Raw genomic sequence first — 16483 nt, forward strand, 5'->3', positions numbered from 1 at the left:
CCTCAAGGATGGGAGCCTTTGACTCGGGGGAAAGCTTGTCGAGAACCTCCCTCACGAACTTAATCTCCCCCTGGAGGGCAAGCCCTATCAGGAGCGACTTAAGGGCCTCAAGGCTGACCTGCGGGGCCATCTGAAGCGCAACGTCGACGAACTTCTCGTAGGTTCCCTCCGGAACTTGGGCCTTCTTCAGGTGAAAAGCAATCGCCCGCATCGCCTCCCCCAGCCAGTACTCACTTTTAAGCTCCGAGAGAACCTTTATGGCGCTCCCGAATTCTTCCCTCCTCAGGTGCTCCTTGAGTATGTTGAAGGCCGCTATCGAGTGCCAGGGCTCCTCGTCGAGGGACTCCAGTATCACGCGGGCCTTTCTAATCTTGCCCTCATGGAGGTAAACGTTGAGGAGCTTCAGAAGGACGTCGCTCTTTTTCACGGGGTCGCTTATCTCGGTTGCATAGAACAGGGCCTCATCCGCCTTTCCAAGCTCTATAAGCCTGAGAACAAGTTCCTCAAGAAGCTCGTCCTTCAGAGGGGATGGGAACTTGAGCGAGGACTCGTAGGCCTGATGAAAAATTTTCTCGGCGGCCTTTGAACCTGTTTTGCTGAAGAACGTCCCAACTTCGAGGAGGGCCTTAACCAGCAGAACGGGGTTTTCTATCTTCGCAACGGAGCTTAAGGCTCGGGAAAACGCCTCCTTATAGAGGGGATTCTTGGCGAGGTGCATGTAGTAGCCAACCCTCGCGTACGTAACGGCCCGAAGGTAGGGGTCCTCAATGTTGCCGGCAAGACGGAGAACTTCCCGGTACACATCTGCCATGTTCTCACACCAGAAGTAGTTAAACGGTGAAGCACTATTTATGGGTTCCGCCAAAGGTTAAAGAATGACTCGTCAAAAAACGAAATCACCCGAGGTCGTCGTAAACCACGCCGACAACTTCTCCATCGTCTAGTGAGACGAAGCTGACCTTAGTTTTCTTACCTGTTTTGGGGTCAACAACAACAAAATCCGGCTGGATAAGGTATTTGCTCGTCGGCATCTTCCACACGTCGCCATAGTGAACGCGAAGCTCCCTCAAAAACTTTCCGGGGTCGCGTTTAATAACCGTCGCCATACCCATCACCACTATTATCTACTACTTCATTGTATAAAAACCTTTCTGATAGACATTCGTTAAAAATAATATCGACAATCAACGAAGAGAAAGGTTCAGGCACAGGAGGGAACCAATGGGAACTCCGATTTCCCTCGCTATTGCGGGACACTTGGCCTTGAGGAGGAAGAACACCCTTCCGTCCCCCAGCCCGCTGAGGGTCTCGAAGTTGGCCTGACCCTTCGCAATGACGACGTCAACAGAGCGGAAGAGCTTTCTGAACTCGGGAGAGGAGTACTCCAGAGGGGTTCCAGGGAGGCGACTGCCGGTGGAGACAACCGTTCCAACCTCGTCAAAGCCCGCCTCCAAGAGGTCTTCAACCGTCGCGTCGTTTATTATCGGACCTTCCTTAGCCTCAACGAAGACTTCAACGCCGGGGAACTCTCTGAGAAGGGTTTTTATAAAGAGCAAATCGAAGTAAATCTCCCCGCAGTTGTCGGTGAGGTAGAGGAGCTTCCCTCCCTTTTCCAAAAGGCTAAAGAGGTTTTCGCTGTGGTCAATCAAAAGCTCCTGGGAGAGAACGCCTCTGATGTCCTTCTCAAGCCGTTCCGGAGTGTAGCCGGTTGAAAAGTCCACAACGTTTCCGGCTATGGCGAGCTTCAGCGCCGTTCTCAGGTCAGCGCCTTCGAACTCCGGCAGAAGGCTGCGGGCAACTTCGTTTGAGACCCTTTTGTACTCCTTGAAGGGGTCGTCGTTTCCGATGAACTTGTAAAGGCCCAGAAACAGCAAACCTCCGACAACGGCTGGAATTGATTCCTCAGAGAACAGCTCCGCCGCCCTTTTCAGGGAAAAGAGCATGGCCTTCTTACGTTCTTTTTCTCCCTGGAGGCTCATCTCAACTATTTTCTGGCACTGATTTATGGCGCAGGCAACGCACTCGTGATGAATCCTCATCCGCAACCACCGGGGAAAATATAGAAAAGGGCTTATAAGCTCTCACCCGAGCATCTCAACCTGCTCAAGCTCCTCTGGAAGCTTCCTCTTCTTCTCGCGCTCCCTGATGATGAGGTACTCGTAAACGGCTATCGGCCAAATCATCTCTCTCACCTCCTTTCATTCCTTTCCCGGATTTCAGTGCTATTTATCAGCTTAAAAACTTTTTCAGAGCTTTTTTCAGCAGGAATGACCTTTTCAAGTCTTCACTCTCTCAAAAAAGGCCCCAAGATGAAGTTTGGGCTTCAATGAACATAAATGTTCTCCAAAAAGGGTCAAAACACGGCCGATTTTTAAAAATGAATACAATTGTTCAACAACTGACCACCCAACCGTTTATAAACTTCTCAGCCGTGATAGTAGCGGTGGTGAGATGGCATTAGAAAGGCTGGGAAAGGCCCTGAACAACGCCCTCAGAAAGCTCGCCCGCTCGAGTACAGTTGATGAGGCCACAATCAAAGAAGTCGTGAGGGACATACAGAGGGCACTTCTGCAGGCGGACGTTAACGTTAAGCTCGTTCTCCAGCTCACGAAGAGAATTCAGAAGAGGGCGCTCGAGGAAGAACCGCCGGCGGGCGTCAGCAGAAAGGAGCACGTCATCAAGATAGTCTACGATGAACTCACCAAGTTCCTCGGAACCGAGGCCAAGCCCCTTGAGATAAAGGAAAGGCCAACAATCCTGCTCATGGTGGGCATTCAGGGGTCCGGCAAGACTACAAGCGTTGCAAAGCTTGCGAGATACCTCCAAAAGAGGGGATACAGGGTTGGGGTTGTCTGCTCCGATACGTGGCGCCCCGGAGCGTATCATCAGCTCAGGCAGCTCCTCGACCCATACGGCATAGAGGTCTTCGGGGACCCCAACGAGAAGGACGCCGTTAAACTCGCCAGGGAGGGGGTTGGACACTTCAAGGGAAAGGGCGTTGACGTCATAATAGTTGACACCGCCGGAAGGCATAAGGAGGAGAGGGGCCTAATTGAGGAAATGAAGCAGATAAGTGAGGCGGTGAAGCCCCACGAGGTCATACTCGTCATAGACGGAACCATAGGCCAGCAGGCGTACAATCAGGCGCTGGCGTTCAAAGAGGCGACCCCGATAGGTTCGATAATAGTTACCAAACTCGACGGTTCCGCCAAGGGTGGCGGTGCGCTCTCAGCCGTTGCGGCAACCGGTGCCCCCATCAAGTTCATCGGCGTGGGGGAGAAAATAGACGACCTGGAACCCTTCGACCCCAAACGCTTTGTATCAAGGCTCCTTGGACTCGGAGACATCCAGGGGCTTCTGGAAAAGATAGAGGAGCTTCAAAAACAGCAAGAGTTCAAGGAAGAGGACCTCGAGAAGTTCCTGAAGGGCAAGTTCAACCTCAAGGACATGTACGCCCAGCTCGAGGCGATGCAGAAGATGGGGCCGCTGAAGCAGATACTTCAGATGATTCCGGGTCTCGGGTACTCGCTCCCCGACGAGGCCATAAGGGTCGGGGAGGAGAAGCTCAGGAGGTACCGCATAATAATGGATTCGATGACCGAGGAGGAGCTTGAGCACCCGGAGATTATAAACTACTCCCGCATAAAGAGAATAGCCAGAGGCTCCGGCACGAGCACCGCGGAGGTCAGAGAGCTTTTAAACCAGTACAACCAAATGAAGAAGATGTTCAAGAGCATGAACAAGAGGAAGCTGGCCAAGATGGCCAAGAAGTTCAACTTCGGGGGGTTCGGGATATGATTGAGGCCTTCGTCCTGATAGTGGTCAAGCCCGGAAACGAGGAGAAAGTGTACGAACAGCTCCGGAAAGACCCGCGCGTTAAGGAGGACTACAGGGTTTACGGAGAATACGACATAATCCTCCGCGTTGAGGTTCCAACCATAGAGGACCTCGACAGGTTCCACGATGAGGTGCTCAGGAGGATTCCAGAGATAGAGATGACCGAGACCCTGATTGCCAGCACCTACCGGGGGTGAAGCTTTGAAGTGGGTCGCGACCATCGACCTCGAAACCCTTGAGGTCGAGGCCGACCCGTCCTTTAAATTCAAGTGCATTGAAAACTGCGGAAGATGTTGCTACGAACTCGAAATCCCCCTGCGGGACGAAGACGTAGCAAGAATCGAAGAGCTGGGCTACAACGCCTGGGAGTTCGTTGACTATGAGAAGCTCTTCTACCGGGGCGACAAATTTCTCGGATACGCAATAAAGAAGAGGCCCTTCGATGATGCCTGCGTGTTCCTCGACCCCGAGACGAAGAAGTGCAGAATCTACCCCCACAGACCGCTCGCCTGCAGGCTGTATCCCTTTGTTTTCGTCAAGAACGGTAAGAAAATGGAAATATACGTCAAAGAAGATTCCTTCTGCCCGGGAATAAATCATCCTGAGGGTGAAAGAATAACCAAGGAGTTCATTCTAAGGGAATACGGGGACGTCATAGAGGAATACAGACGAAAGGTGCTCGAGAAGTGAAGCCAACCGAAACATATTTATACATTTTCTTGTTAAACAAGTGGCACACGGAGGTGAGGGTATGAGCCAGCTAAAGTCCGTGCAGGAGAAGCTCAGACTCGTCAGGGTGTTAAGGTTGCTCAAGAAGACATACACTTACGAGGAGCTGTCAAAGATTACGGGACTGCCGATAACGGTCCTCAACAGATACGTGCGCGGCAAAGTTCTGCCAAGTGCCGAGCGAACCAGGGAGCTGCTGAAGCTTCTCCTCCCGTACATAAACATAGAGGAGGAGGTCAGAAAGCGCATACGCTTCGATGAGAGGGGGTTCTTCGATAACATGCCGGTGCTCAGCGACACCGCACTCATGAGCCTCATAGCCGAGGAAGTCGCCGGGAGGTATTTTGACAGGGACGTGGACAAGGTCCTAACGGCCGCAACGGACGGTATAGCCCTGGGAGTGCACATAGCGAGGGAACTCGGCGTTGATGTCGTCTACGCAAAGAAGAAGAAGGAAGTCGGTGTGGAGAAGTTCTACGAGGTCAGCTACGTTCCAAGCGCTTCGGGTAGTGTAACAACACTCTACCTCCCCCAGTGGGCGCTGAAAAAGGGCGAAAAGGTCCTAATCGTTGATGATGTAATAAGGAGCGGTGAGACCCAGAAGGCCCTCGTGGAGCTTACAAGACAGGCCGGTGCGAGACCCGTCGGGATGTTCTTCCTCATAAGCGTGGGGGACATAATAGACCGCCTGAAGGAAGAGTACGACTTTCCAGTCGAAAGCCTCCTGAGGCTGGAGTGATATGAAGGGGTTTATCTACAACGCCGAGGGACTAAGCGTTCCCGTGGAGTTCGTCCCCGGCGTTCCCTTTCACTTTGAATGCTCGGAGGAGGAGTGCGGAAAGAAGGTTGTTATAGAGGGCACCGTTTTTGAAGTTGAAGAGGAGGAGTTCACAAGGGTACTCGAAAGCACTATAGAAAACAATCCCGACTTTGAGAAGCTGAGGGAAGTCGCCTCGAGGAAATACGTTTTTAGAGGCAAAATCAACGGAAGATACGTCGAACTTCCCGTTGAAAGCTTTGAAGACTTTGCGAAGAGGTTTCTCAACGAGGTTCTAATCCTCAAGGGGTAGGCGCGGTTCCTCCTTAACCACCTGCATGGCCACGCTCGTGTTCGTCTTCTCAACCCCATCGAGGGACAACAGCCACTTCACGAAGCTGTTCATGTCCGCCCTGTCTCTGAACTTTGCAATGACGAAGATGTCGAACTCCCCCGTTATATCGTAAACCATCATGGCCCTCTTTTTCTCGGATATCTTCCTCTCTATCTCCGTGATTTTTCTGCCCTGCGCTTTAATCCCTATGAGGGCGGTCAGGCCGAACCCCAGGCGTTCATAATCGAGTATCGGCGCGTATCCTTTGATAACGCCCTCCTCCTCAAGGCGCTTAATCCTGTTGTAAACTGTCCCGACGGCGACGTTCAGCTCCCGCGCTATCTCACGGTAGGAGAGGCGGGCGTTCTTTTGGAGGAGGGAGATAATTTTGATGTCCAATTCGTCCACCATAGCACCTCACCGCTTCGAGTAAACCGTAAACTTTAAATATCCTTCCCTTTGAGGGATTAGCGGGCAGTGGACCGGTAGCCTAGCCAGGATAGGGCGGCGGCCTCCTAAGCCGCAGGTCCGGGGTTCGAAGCCCCGCCGGTCCGCCATTACAGCCCTTTCTGACGAAAGCGCTGGCGGAAAAGATGCGCCTTTTTGGGGATTGCAGGTTTTGGAAGGGGGTTTCTATTGGATTTGTTCCACTCTTGGGGTGTTTCACTCTAAGGAATGCGCCCGAAGGGCGCTGATAGGAAGTTGAAACTATCTTAAGGAGTTTTTGTTGTAGTGTCGAACTCTGTATGAACTTGCTTTCTCATTAGTGCACGACTGACTTCTTGCTCTTTGGTGAGAAAGCAGCTTTTCGCCAGCCTTTTCCAAAGGCTGTTTGAGGCCTCGCCGCCGAGAAAAGCAGAACCGTATCTCGCGGTACAAGAGGTCCGGGGTTGTGATTTAGGGGGAGGTTAGCCGAGTCCCGTTGTAAAAACTGTCCAGCTCTGGTAGTCCGCTTCAATCAGAACCTCTATCACGTCCTCGTCTCCATAGCGAATTTCCCTCACCGTTATCTCCCTCTTAACTTTCCCCTTAACGACTGCCTTGTGAACTTCTCTGGGTAGCTCCTCAGTGACGGGTATTATCCCGTCCTTTACGTATATGCCCGCCAGTTTTCCCCTCTCAAGGAGGAACCCCTTTACAGGAACGACTACCTCATCAAAACTTACATCGAATCCGGAACCCCTAACGCGCTCAACCCCAACTGTCATGTTAATCACCCATGTGTAAGTTTTCTATTACATATTTTGCCCTCTTCCTTTATAAGCTTTTCTGACCAAAAATGTGTAGAAAAGGGCGGTTCAGTAGTCCACTTCGCCTTTCTCCTTCAGCTCGAGGTACATCCTCCAGCTGAGAACTGGCTTTTTAGCGGCGAGAACGTCGTCAATGCGCCTCACGGCGGTGTTGTGCGGTGCACTCTTGACGACCTCAGGGTTGCCGTAGGCTTCCTCGCTTATCCTCTTCAGAGCCTCGACGTAGGCATCGAGCTCCTCCCTGCTGACGGTTTCGGTCGGCTCAATCATCAGGGCCTCGTGGACAATCAGCGGGAAGTAAACAGTCGGGGCGTGCAGTCCAAAGTCGAGTAACCTCTTCGCCACGTCCATCGCGGTAACGCCGGTTTCCTTCTTCATTGGTTCAGCGGAGAAAACGACCTCGTGCTTTCTAAGCTTCTTGCCTGGCAACTCGTAGCCCCTTGTTCCCAAGAGCTTCCTAGTCAGGTAGTTCGTGTTGAGAACTGCCATCTCGCTCGCGTTTCTAAGCCCCTCCCTTCCCATTATTTTGAGGTAAACCAAGGCCTTCACCATGACCGCGAAGTTGCCGTAGAGTTCCTTTACTTTTCCGATGCTCTTTGGAACGTTGTAGTCAAGGTAGTAGCGGTCGTTCTCCTCGTCGTAGCTCACCAGCGGAACCGGCAGGTAGTCCCTGAGGAAGTCCTTGACGCCGACCGGACCACTACCCGGCCCGCCTCCACCGTGCGGCGTCGAAAACGTCTTGTGCAGGTTCAGGTGGACTATGTCGAAGCCCATGTCTCCAGGTCTGACCTTTCCGAGGACGGCGTTGAGGTTTGCTCCATCGTAGTAGAGAAGTCCACCCGCTTTATGGACTATCTTCGCTATCTCCAGTATCTCGTCCTCGAAGATGCCGAGGGTGTTGGGGTTGGTGAGCATTAAGCCGGCGGTTCTCTCGCTCACCGCGTTCTCAAGGGCTTCCAAGTCAACGGTTCCGTTCTCGTTTGAGGGGATTTCGATTACCTTGAAGCCTGCCATCGCCGCGCTGGCCGGATTCGTTCCGTGGGCCGAATCCGGAACGAGCATCTCATCCCTCTGCGGTTCGCCGTTGTCAAGGTGGTAGGCCCTTATTATTGAAACACCGGTGAATTCGCCATTCGCTCCCGCCGCCGGCTGAAGGGTGAAGCGGTCCATGCCGGTTATCTCTTTGAGCCACTGCTCCAATTCCCACATTATCCTAAGCGCACCCTGAACGGTTCTCTCGTCCTGATACGGGTGTATATAGGCAACTCCGGGGTGACCGGCAATCTCCTCGTTTATTTTGGGGTTGTACTTCATGGTGCACGAGCCGAGCGGGTAGATTCCGGAATCGACGCCGTAGTTCATCTCGCTTAAGCGGGTGTAGTGCTTCACTATCTCCGGCTCGCTCAGCTCCGGAAGGTTGAGGGTGCTCTTCCTTTTGAGCTTCTCCGGGATTTCGACATCAACGTCCTCAATCGGCTTCGGCAGGGTGTAGCCGACCCTTCCCTCGCGGGAGAGCTCGAAGATGAGGGGTTCGTCCCACTTAGCCTGGCGGAACATTCAGGCCACCTCCTTGAGGGCCTCGATAAGGGCATCAACCCATTCCTTTCTCGTCGTTTCAGTTGCCGAGAAGAGTGCGGTCTCGCCAAGCTCCGGGAAGTGCTCCCCGATGTAGTAACCGCCGTGTATTCCCCTCGCGAGAAGGGCCTCGTGTATCTCGCCGTAGGGCCTTTCGAAGCGGGCAGGAACGTCCTTGAAGTAGAGGCCCTCGAAGGGAATCTCGGCAACCTCGCTCAGCCTTCTCTTCAAGTACGCGGTGTTTTTGAGTATGACCTCGCCGAGCTCCTTCAGGCCCTTCGGTCCGAGGCTGGCCAGGTGTATGGCGGAAGCAACGGCAACGAGTGCCTCGTTGGAGCAGATGTTCGACGTAGCTTTAGCGCGCCTGATGTGCTGTTCCCTCGTCTGGAGCGTCATGACGAAGGCCCTCTTTCCATCGGCGTCCTTCGTCATTCCTATTATCCTGCCCGGCATCTGGCGGATGAGTTTCTTGTCGTCCCTCACCGCGAAGACCCCTGCCCTCGGCCCGCCGAAGTTCATGGGGTTGCCGAGGTATGAAGCCTCGCCAACCGCTATGTCCGCTCCAAGCTCGCCCGGCGCCTCGAAGATTCCGAGCATCGTGGGGTCGGCCCCAACGACGAAGTAGGCTCCAGCTTCCTTGGCGATCTCGCCTATCTCCCTCACGTTCTCCTCGACGAGACCGAAGAAGTTGGCCATCTCGACGTAGACGCCTGCCGCGTTTTCAACGGCTTCCTTGAGCTTCTCGATGTCAATCTTACCGCTCTCGTCCCAGGTAACCTCGACTATCTCAAGGTTCGCACCGCGCGTGTAGGTCTCGATGACGGCCCTCTTCTCCGGGCTTATTGCCTTCGGAATCACGAAGCGCTTCCTCCTGCCCCTGTGGAGTCTAACTGTCATCAAAGCGGCCTCAGCTATCGCCGTCCCCCAGTCGTACATCGAGGAGTTGACTACAGGCAGGCCGTAGAGCTCGGCCATCATGCTCTGGTACTCGAACAAAGCCTGGAGCATCCCCTGGCTTATCTCGGGCTGGTACGGAGTGTAGGCGGTTAGAAACTCGCTCCTCTCGATGAGGTACTTAACGTGGGCCGGGACGTAGTGGAAGTAGGTTCCAGCTCCAAGGAAGCTCGGCATCTCGAGAACGGTTTTGTTCTTTGAGAGAACTTCGTTGAGCTCGAGGAAGACCTCGTACTCGCTTTTTCCCTCGGGAAGGTTGAACTCCTTGACCATTCCTTTAGGGACGTCGGCAAAAAGCTCCTCAACGGATGAGAATCCTATCTCCTTCAGCATCTCTTCCCGTTGGGCAAGGTTGGGAAGGTAGTGCCTCCCCATTGCAATCACCTCGAAACCTTAAGATGGTCGTTGAAAGTTGGAGGGAGGGCATATATGCTTTGTGCTTTCGGGAGACCAGAAAAGGTTGGAAAAAGAGAATCAGCCGGTAACGCCGACGTCCTGGAAGAACCTCTCCATAAGCCCGGCGACGAGTCTAATATCGTACTGCATGGTCTCGTAGACCGCCCACTGAACCTTGGTGTAGGTCCTGCCGTCCAGGGTCTTGAAGTTGCTCGGTGAGTTGGGGTCGAAGTTGGCGTGGACTATTATGTTCCTCATCGACCAGCCGTCAACGGTGCTGTCGAGCCAGTCGCTCTTGTCAACGTGAGTGTATATGTAGACGGTATCGCCCGGAACGGTGACTTCCGTAGGACCGATGAGGTTCGGGTCTTGGGCGTACTTCGCTATGAGGTGGTGGTCTTTATCGTAGATTTCCACGTATCCGAGGGTCTTTCCGTAGAAGTTCTGCATGTCTATGTCAAAGAAGACCAGCGTAATCGAGCTTGCGCCGAGGAACTGAAGCTTGAGAACACTCCAGTCGCCCTTCTTGAGTTCCTTTGTCCAGAAGTATGGCCCGAGATGCCCGAGCGGTCCCCAGAGGTTGATGTCCTTTCCGGTGGCGTAGGCCATGTAGCGCCAGGAGTTGTGGGCGGCGAGGTCAACGTAGGCCCAGGCGACGCCGTTGGCGAGGCTCATGTGCCCGTTCTCGTGGGGCCCGCGGTAGATGTCCTCACCCTGGATGAACTTCTTCTTTTCTTCCGGAATCTGCCACCACTTAATCGGGGTCAGGTTGAGCGGAACCCTGCCGTTGAGTATGTCGTCGGCGACTATCGGCGAGACGTTGTTCTCGACGAAGTCGTGAGCATCTTCGGCGTACTTGAACTCCTCGAGAACCTCGAAGAGGTGGGGTGTATTGTGGGCGATAATCATCGAGGCGTCCTCAAGGATGTGAACGGTCCTGCCGAGGTAGAGCATGGCCCCGGTGTAGTTGCCCTCCTTCCAGAGCTGGACTGCCTTTTCGTAGAGCTCCTGCGCTTTATCTGCCGCTGAAACGTCGTGACCCGTCGCTATGTCCGTGACGAAGAGGCCCGCGTGGTCCATCGGGTCTATAAAGTGGAACTGGCTCTCGAGGGTGTAGGTCTTGCCCCCGATTGTAATGGTTCCCCCAAGGTAATCCTCGTAGTACGCTCCATAGAGGAGCTGGTATTCATATTTCATCAGGATTTCACCGAGCTTGGGGTCGTCCTGGTAGACGGCCTTTATTGCCATATACGTGAGCCTCTGGTGGACGTTCATTTTATCGTCTAAGCTTGGACCGTTGGTAGGCCAGGCCGCCGCGTACGTGCTGAACAGCATCAGGGACGCGACGACCACAACTAAGAGTGCGGCCTTCCTCATCGTATCCCCTCCATGGTGCTGGCGAAAAATAACTGGAGCGACTGATAATAAAAAATTTTCGATTGACAATGGTTATATAGAAACACTTTGCAATAACAGTGTTGGCATAGTCTCAGGGAAAACTTTTCCACATGGGGCAAAGTTTAAGACGTTCTAAAAATTCTTCAACCGGGGGTGAGCCTATGATAATCGCCTTTGACTTCGATGGGACAGTGGTTGACAGCTATTCCTGCATTGAGGAGGCCTTTAAGAGGGCACTTGAAAAGCGCTACCGCTGGCTCCCGGGAAAGTCCCTGTGGGCGAAACTGCTGACCAAAATCGAGCTTCAATTTGAGAGACCGACCTTCGGCGGTCACAAAAAGACTCACAGACCTCCCTTCTTTCTGAGAACGAAGTTCTTCGAGACGTGGTTCATCGAGAGGGCGAAGCTTAGCAGACCGATTGACGATGCCCCCGAGCTACTTAAAAAGCTCAAGGAGGAGGGGCACACGGTCATCTCATTCTCGGCCGAAGACTTCATAGACGGCATGAAGGTCAAACGGCTAAAGATGGCCGGCCTCTACGACCTCTTCGACGACGTCATAGTCTTCGGGCGTGAGATGACCCTTGACGAGGCCTTTCGGCTCGTCCGCAAGAAGTACGGCGACGAGACCTTCATATGGGTGGACGACAAGCCCTGGCGCTTCATCGGGCGTGGAGATGAGAACACGGAGTTCGTGTGGTACTACTTCCCGTTCACGGCGAAGTTCGTTGAAAAGAACCGCGAGAAGCTCGCGTTAATCCCGCACCTCCACGTCATAAGGGACCTGTGGAGCATCTTTGACGTTATTGAAAGGGTGCGGCAGGAGATGGGGTAAAGTATTTTTATCCTCCGTCCCAACTTTATTCTGGTTGATGGGCATGAGGAACCCGCTGAAAAACAGGGTGCTCGCACTTGTGCTGGTTCTGTTTGCACTTCTCTTAGTCCTATCCGTCAGTCCCTGGTGGAGGGACATCATGGGGGGCGTTGAGCCCCAACCTCCCAACGTGAGTGCAATATACCTAGGGACGAAGGCGCCCGGCGGACACTGGCAGTTCATTATCAGCGACAGGTTACTCAGCGACTGCGCCGTTGGTTACGTCTACAACTACACTCCCAACGGAGTTCTTACGGTGTACGAGCTGGACGGAGGAACTCTGGCTGCGTTGGGCTTCAAAAATACCACCGTGAAATGCCGCGGGTTGCTGACTTACGGCTACCTCGCCGTGAACTTCACCCAGAGACCCGATGTCCTCTCGGTGGACTTATGGGTGAGCAAAAGCTCAACGAACGGCAGGGACGTTTACTTCGTTGAGATTGGCAACTGGAGGTTTGTCAACGGTTCTTACATCGGATACACGGCACCCCCGATGAGCAACAACTACATGCTCCTTAACGTGAGTGCCGTTGAGGAGATGGTCAACAGGACGGGAATACACTACGTCAATCGCCGCTGAGGTACTCCAGGGTGTCTTCTATGAACTCCTCTACGTCTTCTTCCCCAACCTCCTCAAGTTTCAGCCTGAACTCATCCCCAAGGTTCCACCTCACGGCGACCTTTCCCCTGCTGGTCTCAGCTATGATTAGGCCGAAGGGCGCGTCTCCCATCCAGTGATGCCGCGAGAACTCAACTACGAAGCCCCTTCTTTCAAGCTCACCCAGTATCTCTTCATAGGTTCTGGCCGGACCGTAGGGACTACGGGCGAACCCAATATAGGCCATTTTTACCCACCAATGTTACCTCAATGGACGGATTTAAAACCTTTTCGGTTTTCCTAACAAAACTTAAAAGCCGGGCCTTCCAAGGGGTAATCATGAGACCGCATCCCATTCCGGAGAAGGCGCTCAAACTTGGGAGGAATCTTATAATAGCTGACCTTCATCTCGGTTACGAGGTTGCAATGGCAAAGGAAGGTTTTTACCTTCCCAGGGTTTTCCGCGAGGTCGTTGCAAGTCTCAGGTCTCTCCTCAAGCGTGAAAAAGTTAAGAGACTCATCATAGCCGGTGATTTAAAGCACTCCTTTGTGCCCGAGTGGAGGGAAAAGAAGGAGCTTAGGGCATTTGTAGAGGAGGTTTCTCCCCTCGTTGATGAAGTTGTTCTCGTCAGGGGAAATCACGATGTTGGGGTGCTCTGGCTGAGGGAACTGGGTGTTGAGGTCGTCGATGAACTTGAACTTGGGGGATGGAAGGTTGTTCACGGGCACAAACCGGTTGAGGGGGACAGGTTTATAATAGGCCACGAGCACCCGGCGATAAGGCTCAGGGATGAAGTGGGGGCCGTCGTTAAGGTTCCCGCGTTCCTCATTGGGGAGAGGCTGATAGTCCTTCCAGCCTTCAGCCCTTGGGCCTACGGAAACGACGTCCTGCGGGAGATAGTGTCTCCCTACCTGCGCTTTATGGACACGGATGAACTCGAAGTGCTCGTTCCCGCGGGGTCCGAACTCCTGAGCTTCGGAAGGCTTGGAAAACTCAAATCCGTTTTGTCGAGACTATAGCGAAAGGTTTAAACCTTTAAAATGAAACAAGTGGAGGTGGCGTTCATGAACGTGATTGGGGAGATAGTGTTTTTCGCTTACACCCCTGCACTTATAATCCTGTGGTATTTCTATCACAAGGACAGGTACGAGCCTGAACCAAGAAGATACGTCATCGGAACGTTCATCCTCGGTGGAACGCTTTCCGTTGGCATAGCCTACGTCCTCGAAAGCATTCTGACCGTCGGGGGAATGATTAAGCCAATCCTCCCCACGACGGCCTTCTACGTTGCCCTCGTTGCGGGTCTCGTTGAAGAGCCTGCCAAAGCCCTCGCGGTCAGATGGCCCTACAAAGCCGGTCAGATGGACGGCATAATGGACGGCCTCGTTTACGGCGTCGCGGCTGGACTGGGTTTTGCCGCCACCGAGAACTTCCTCTACGGTCTTGGCTGGGGTGTTGCAGTTACCGTAACCAGGGCATTTCTCACGCCCTTTGCCCACGGCACATGGACGGCGATAATCGGCGTGGGCTACGGCCTCAAGGCCGAGGGACAAATCGAGTCCGTTGGCAGGTTCTACGCCCTCGCGATACTGCTCCACTTCATATGGGACTACTTCGCATTCCTGAGCGCAACGATTCCAGCGTACAACATCATGCTGATATTCCTGCTCATGGTTAACCTGGCGATACTGCGCTACTTCCTTCTCCTCGGTGAAGAAGAGGACATCAGGAAGTACGTCAATCCCTTTTTCAGGGGTGGTGGGTGGTGAAGAACTCGAGAACCCTTGAAGAGGTCCTCTTCGAGGCGAGGCCATACATAGAAAACTGGGAACGGCTGAAAGGCCTCGTTGAGGAGCTGTGGAAGGAGTCAACCGACGAGGAAAATTTCCTCCAACTGCTGAACGAGGAAATTCAGCGTGCTGAGGAACCCTTCAGGACGGATTTGAGGATTTTTCTCCAGAAGTTTGAGGCGCTTTACAGGGCCAGCTGATGACGTCCTTTAATTTTTCCTGTGATTTCCAATCCTGCCATTTCCAATCCTGCCGTTGATTTTTCACTTTTTTGTAAACTATCTATTCGAGTATATAAAATCCGAATAGAAAAAGTATTTAAGTGGGTTCAGTCCAGTGTTATCGATAAGAACCTGGAGGTATCGTTATGAAAAAGTTGCTGGCCGTGCTCCTCCTTGGGGTGGTTCTCGTTGCGTCGGGCTGTATAGGTTCGGGAACGGGTCTCACAGAGGAAAAAGTTCTCAATGCCCTGCAGTCTATAAAAACCGCCCACTACACGGAGAACTATACGATGAAGATGTACTTCAGGGTTCCGGCTGAGAACAGAACGGTAAACCTAACCGCCAGATACCATGTCAGCGCCCTCCTCGATAGGGTTAACCGCACAGCGGCAGGAAACATAACGGGATGGACGCACTACCAGGGGGTAAACGTGACTTTTAAATGGCCCTTCTACGTTTCGGGGAATCAGACGTTCCTGAAAGTGGACGGAAGGTGGTACAACGCAACCAACAGCGATGAGGTTCACTCGGGTTCCTTTAACCTTCGGGCCATAGAGGCAATACTCGAAGCCCACAACGTGACGATAACTCCTATCGGAGGGGGCTATCAGTTCAAGCTCAACATAACGTACATGGAGTTCGTCAACGCAACAGGAAGGGCGGGCTTTGTTTCGGAGATAACGGCCAATACAAACGCGACGATTAAAACCAACGAGGGCTGGATTCTCGTCAAACTCAGGAAGGATGGAACGCCTTATTACATGGAAGTCTACTTCAACCTGACAATCGACATCTCCCAGCCTTTCCTAAACGAAACCGTGACGGTGCACATGCTCGTGCACGACCAAGAGGCGATATCACACGTTAACGAACCAATCAAAATCAAGAAGCCGGAGGGAATAGAAAAAGCTAAGAGGCTTGAGGACTTCTTTGGCTAAGCTCCCCTCGTCGCCACTATCTTTATCCCTTCCCACTCCGCAACCGTTTCCCCAATTTTTACCGGTGCCTTGAGCCTGAGCTTCGCCAGGAACTTCATGAGCTCGGGTATCTTCTCCTTCGGAACAGGCTCGGCCGTCTTGACGCTCACCGTGGGCAGAGCCCCCCCTTCAACCGGCACGACGCTCATCACGACCCTCTTCGGGTTCGTAACTTCCTGAATAGCCCACTCCTTTCCGCGCGGACAGGTGCAACCGCGAACTTCCTTGACCTTTCCGTCCTCCACCTCGACCTCGATTGAACAGCCGAGGGGGCAGACGATGCATGTGAAGCGGTAAATCATGCCTTCACCACCTCCACGGTGAGCTTCTCGGCCTTTCTGATTTCCTCCGCTCTGAGCTTTATCCTCAGCATCTCGGCCGGCTTGACAACCGGGAGCTTCATTCTCCTGCCTATCTCCGGAATTCTGAGCTCGACGTCCTCCATCGGCTTAGACACGCGCAGGTAGAGGTAGACGTCCCTGTCGCCGCTGAGGTAGTGGGGAACAATCAGGCGGACGTTTTCGCCCTTCTCAACCTTAACCCACTTTCTGCTCTCGATTCCCCCGTTCTCGATGAACTCCTTGGCCCCCTCCGCTGCCAGCTCGCCCTGCTCCGCGACGTAGTCAACGAGGTCGTTTATTAGGAGTGAGTTCCCGGCGACGAATATCCCCGGGACGCTGGTTTCCAGCCTGTCGTTCACGACCGGTCCGCCAGTTGCGGGGTCAATCTCAACGCCTATGGCTTTCAATTTTTTAACGCTCGGGACGAGGCCGGCCGATATTATCAGAGCG

The 16483-nt window shown here is 53.3% G+C and carries 21 protein-coding genes, 1 tRNA gene and 1 pseudogene; 12 read left to right on the forward strand and 11 right to left on the reverse strand.

Annotation, left to right across the window (positions count from 1 at the left end; translation table 11 throughout):
• The 3 genes and pseudogenes from MVK46_RS01485 to MVK46_RS01495 all read right to left on the reverse strand — a co-directional run.
• Window positions 1–811, reverse strand: a pseudogene (locus MVK46_RS01485) (hypothetical protein); the annotation flags it as partial.
• 85 nt (window positions 812–896) lie between these two features.
• Entirely contained in the window at window positions 897–1106 is a 210-nt protein-coding gene (locus MVK46_RS01490; protein ID WP_297534757.1) for a hypothetical protein, read from the reverse strand.
• 78 nt (window positions 1107–1184) lie between these two features.
• On the reverse strand, window positions 1185–2039 hold the full coding sequence (locus tag MVK46_RS01495) for a DUF89 domain-containing protein (protein ID WP_297534721.1): 855 nt from the start codon (window positions 2037–2039) through the stop codon (window positions 1185–1187).
• Between the two features lie 412 nt (window positions 2040–2451).
• On the opposite strand from MVK46_RS01495, the gene MVK46_RS01500 reads away from it, so the two are divergent.
• From MVK46_RS01500 to MVK46_RS01520, 5 genes are all read left to right on the forward strand, one after another.
• Window positions 2452–3798 carry a signal recognition particle protein Srp54 gene (locus MVK46_RS01500; protein WP_297534723.1) on the forward strand — a complete coding sequence of 449 codons (1347 nt, stop codon included), beginning with the start codon at window positions 2452–2454 and terminating at the stop codon, window positions 3796–3798.
• Complete coding sequence (locus MVK46_RS01505; protein WP_297534725.1) at window positions 3795–4034, forward strand: Lrp/AsnC ligand binding domain-containing protein; 240 nt, start codon at window positions 3795–3797, stop codon at window positions 4032–4034. Before MVK46_RS01500 ends, MVK46_RS01505 begins: the two co-directional genes overlap by 4 nt.
• 4 nt (window positions 4035–4038) lie before the next feature.
• A complete protein-coding gene (locus tag MVK46_RS01510; RefSeq protein ID WP_297534727.1) occupies window positions 4039–4527 on the forward strand; it encodes a YkgJ family cysteine cluster protein in 489 nt (162 codons plus the stop codon).
• Between the two features lie 61 nt (window positions 4528–4588).
• Complete coding sequence (locus tag MVK46_RS01515) at window positions 4589–5305, forward strand: phosphoribosyltransferase family protein (RefSeq protein ID WP_297534729.1); 717 nt, start codon at window positions 4589–4591, stop codon at window positions 5303–5305.
• A 1-nt stretch (window position 5306) separates the two neighbouring features.
• Entirely contained in the window at window positions 5307–5636 is a 330-nt protein-coding gene (locus tag MVK46_RS01520) for a hypothetical protein (RefSeq protein ID WP_297534731.1), read from the forward strand.
• Here MVK46_RS01520 and MVK46_RS01525 read toward each other — a convergent pair.
• Window positions 5619–6068: an Lrp/AsnC family transcriptional regulator gene (locus tag MVK46_RS01525; RefSeq protein ID WP_297534733.1), complete on the reverse strand. Its 450-nt coding sequence runs from the start codon at window positions 6066–6068 to the stop codon at window positions 5619–5621. The two genes, MVK46_RS01520 and MVK46_RS01525, sit on opposite strands and share 18 nt — an antisense overlap.
• 68 nt (window positions 6069–6136) lie before the next feature.
• Here MVK46_RS01525 and MVK46_RS01530 point away from each other — a divergent pair.
• Window positions 6137–6214, forward strand: a tRNA-Arg gene (locus tag MVK46_RS01530).
• A 351-nt stretch (window positions 6215–6565) separates the two neighbouring features.
• Here MVK46_RS01530 and MVK46_RS01535 read toward each other — a convergent pair.
• The 4 genes from MVK46_RS01535 to MVK46_RS01550 all read right to left on the reverse strand — a co-directional run bounded on the left by MVK46_RS01535 (window position 6566) and on the right by MVK46_RS01550 (window position 11209).
• Complete coding sequence (locus MVK46_RS01535) at window positions 6566–6865, reverse strand: hypothetical protein (RefSeq protein WP_297534735.1); 300 nt, start codon at window positions 6863–6865, stop codon at window positions 6566–6568.
• A gap of 90 nt (window positions 6866–6955) precedes the next feature.
• Window positions 6956–8464 carry an aminomethyl-transferring glycine dehydrogenase subunit GcvPB gene (gene gcvPB / locus MVK46_RS01540; protein ID WP_297534737.1) on the reverse strand — a complete coding sequence of 503 codons (1509 nt, stop codon included), beginning with the start codon at window positions 8462–8464 and terminating at the stop codon, window positions 6956–6958.
• A complete protein-coding gene (gene gcvPA / locus MVK46_RS01545; protein WP_297534739.1) occupies window positions 8465–9811 on the reverse strand; it encodes an aminomethyl-transferring glycine dehydrogenase subunit GcvPA in 1347 nt (448 codons plus the stop codon).
• Window positions 9812–9910: 99 nt separating this feature from the next.
• On the reverse strand, window positions 9911–11209 hold the full coding sequence (locus MVK46_RS01550) for a phospholipase (protein WP_297534741.1): 1299 nt from the start codon (window positions 11207–11209) through the stop codon (window positions 9911–9913).
• Between the two features lie 182 nt (window positions 11210–11391).
• On the opposite strand from MVK46_RS01550, the gene MVK46_RS01555 reads away from it, so the two are divergent.
• On the forward strand, window positions 11392–12066 hold the full coding sequence (locus tag MVK46_RS01555) for an HAD family hydrolase (protein WP_297534743.1): 675 nt from the start codon (window positions 11392–11394) through the stop codon (window positions 12064–12066).
• 37 nt (window positions 12067–12103) lie between these two features.
• On the forward strand, window positions 12104–12685 hold the full coding sequence (locus MVK46_RS01560) for a hypothetical protein (RefSeq protein WP_297534745.1): 582 nt from the start codon (window positions 12104–12106) through the stop codon (window positions 12683–12685).
• Here the strand turns inward: MVK46_RS01560 and MVK46_RS01565 are convergent.
• On the reverse strand, window positions 12672–12950 hold the full coding sequence (locus MVK46_RS01565) for a hypothetical protein (RefSeq protein ID WP_297534747.1): 279 nt from the start codon (window positions 12948–12950) through the stop codon (window positions 12672–12674). The two genes, MVK46_RS01560 and MVK46_RS01565, sit on opposite strands and share 14 nt — an antisense overlap.
• Before the next feature lie 92 nt (window positions 12951–13042).
• Between MVK46_RS01565 and MVK46_RS01570 the strand changes: the two genes are divergently transcribed.
• The 4 genes from MVK46_RS01570 (at window position 13043) to MVK46_RS01585 (ending at window position 15653) form a co-directional block, all read left to right on the forward strand.
• A complete protein-coding gene (locus MVK46_RS01570; RefSeq protein ID WP_297534748.1) occupies window positions 13043–13723 on the forward strand; it encodes a metallophosphoesterase in 681 nt (226 codons plus the stop codon).
• A 45-nt stretch (window positions 13724–13768) separates the two neighbouring features.
• Window positions 13769–14473 carry a YhfC family glutamic-type intramembrane protease gene (locus MVK46_RS01575; RefSeq protein WP_297534749.1) on the forward strand — a complete coding sequence of 235 codons (705 nt, stop codon included), beginning with the start codon at window positions 13769–13771 and terminating at the stop codon, window positions 14471–14473.
• On the forward strand, window positions 14470–14694 hold the full coding sequence (locus MVK46_RS01580; protein ID WP_297534751.1) for a hypothetical protein: 225 nt from the start codon (window positions 14470–14472) through the stop codon (window positions 14692–14694). Before MVK46_RS01575 ends, MVK46_RS01580 begins: the two co-directional genes overlap by 4 nt.
• 167 nt (window positions 14695–14861) lie before the next feature.
• Window positions 14862–15653, forward strand: a complete 792-nt coding sequence (locus tag MVK46_RS01585; protein ID WP_297534752.1) for a hypothetical protein — start codon at window positions 14862–14864, stop codon at window positions 15651–15653.
• Here MVK46_RS01585 and MVK46_RS01590 read toward each other — a convergent pair.
• On the reverse strand, window positions 15650–15994 hold the full coding sequence (locus MVK46_RS01590; protein ID WP_297534753.1) for a DUF1667 domain-containing protein: 345 nt from the start codon (window positions 15992–15994) through the stop codon (window positions 15650–15652). The two genes, MVK46_RS01585 and MVK46_RS01590, sit on opposite strands and share 4 nt — an antisense overlap.
• On the reverse strand, window positions 15991–16483 hold a 493-nt coding region (locus MVK46_RS01595), incomplete at its 5' end, for an FAD-dependent oxidoreductase (protein WP_297534755.1). The genes MVK46_RS01590 and MVK46_RS01595, both read right to left, overlap by 4 nt.

The sequence above is a fragment of the Thermococcus sp. genome, assembly GCF_027066465.1.
Classification (GTDB): Archaea; Methanobacteriota_B; Thermococci; order Thermococcales; family Thermococcaceae; genus Thermococcus.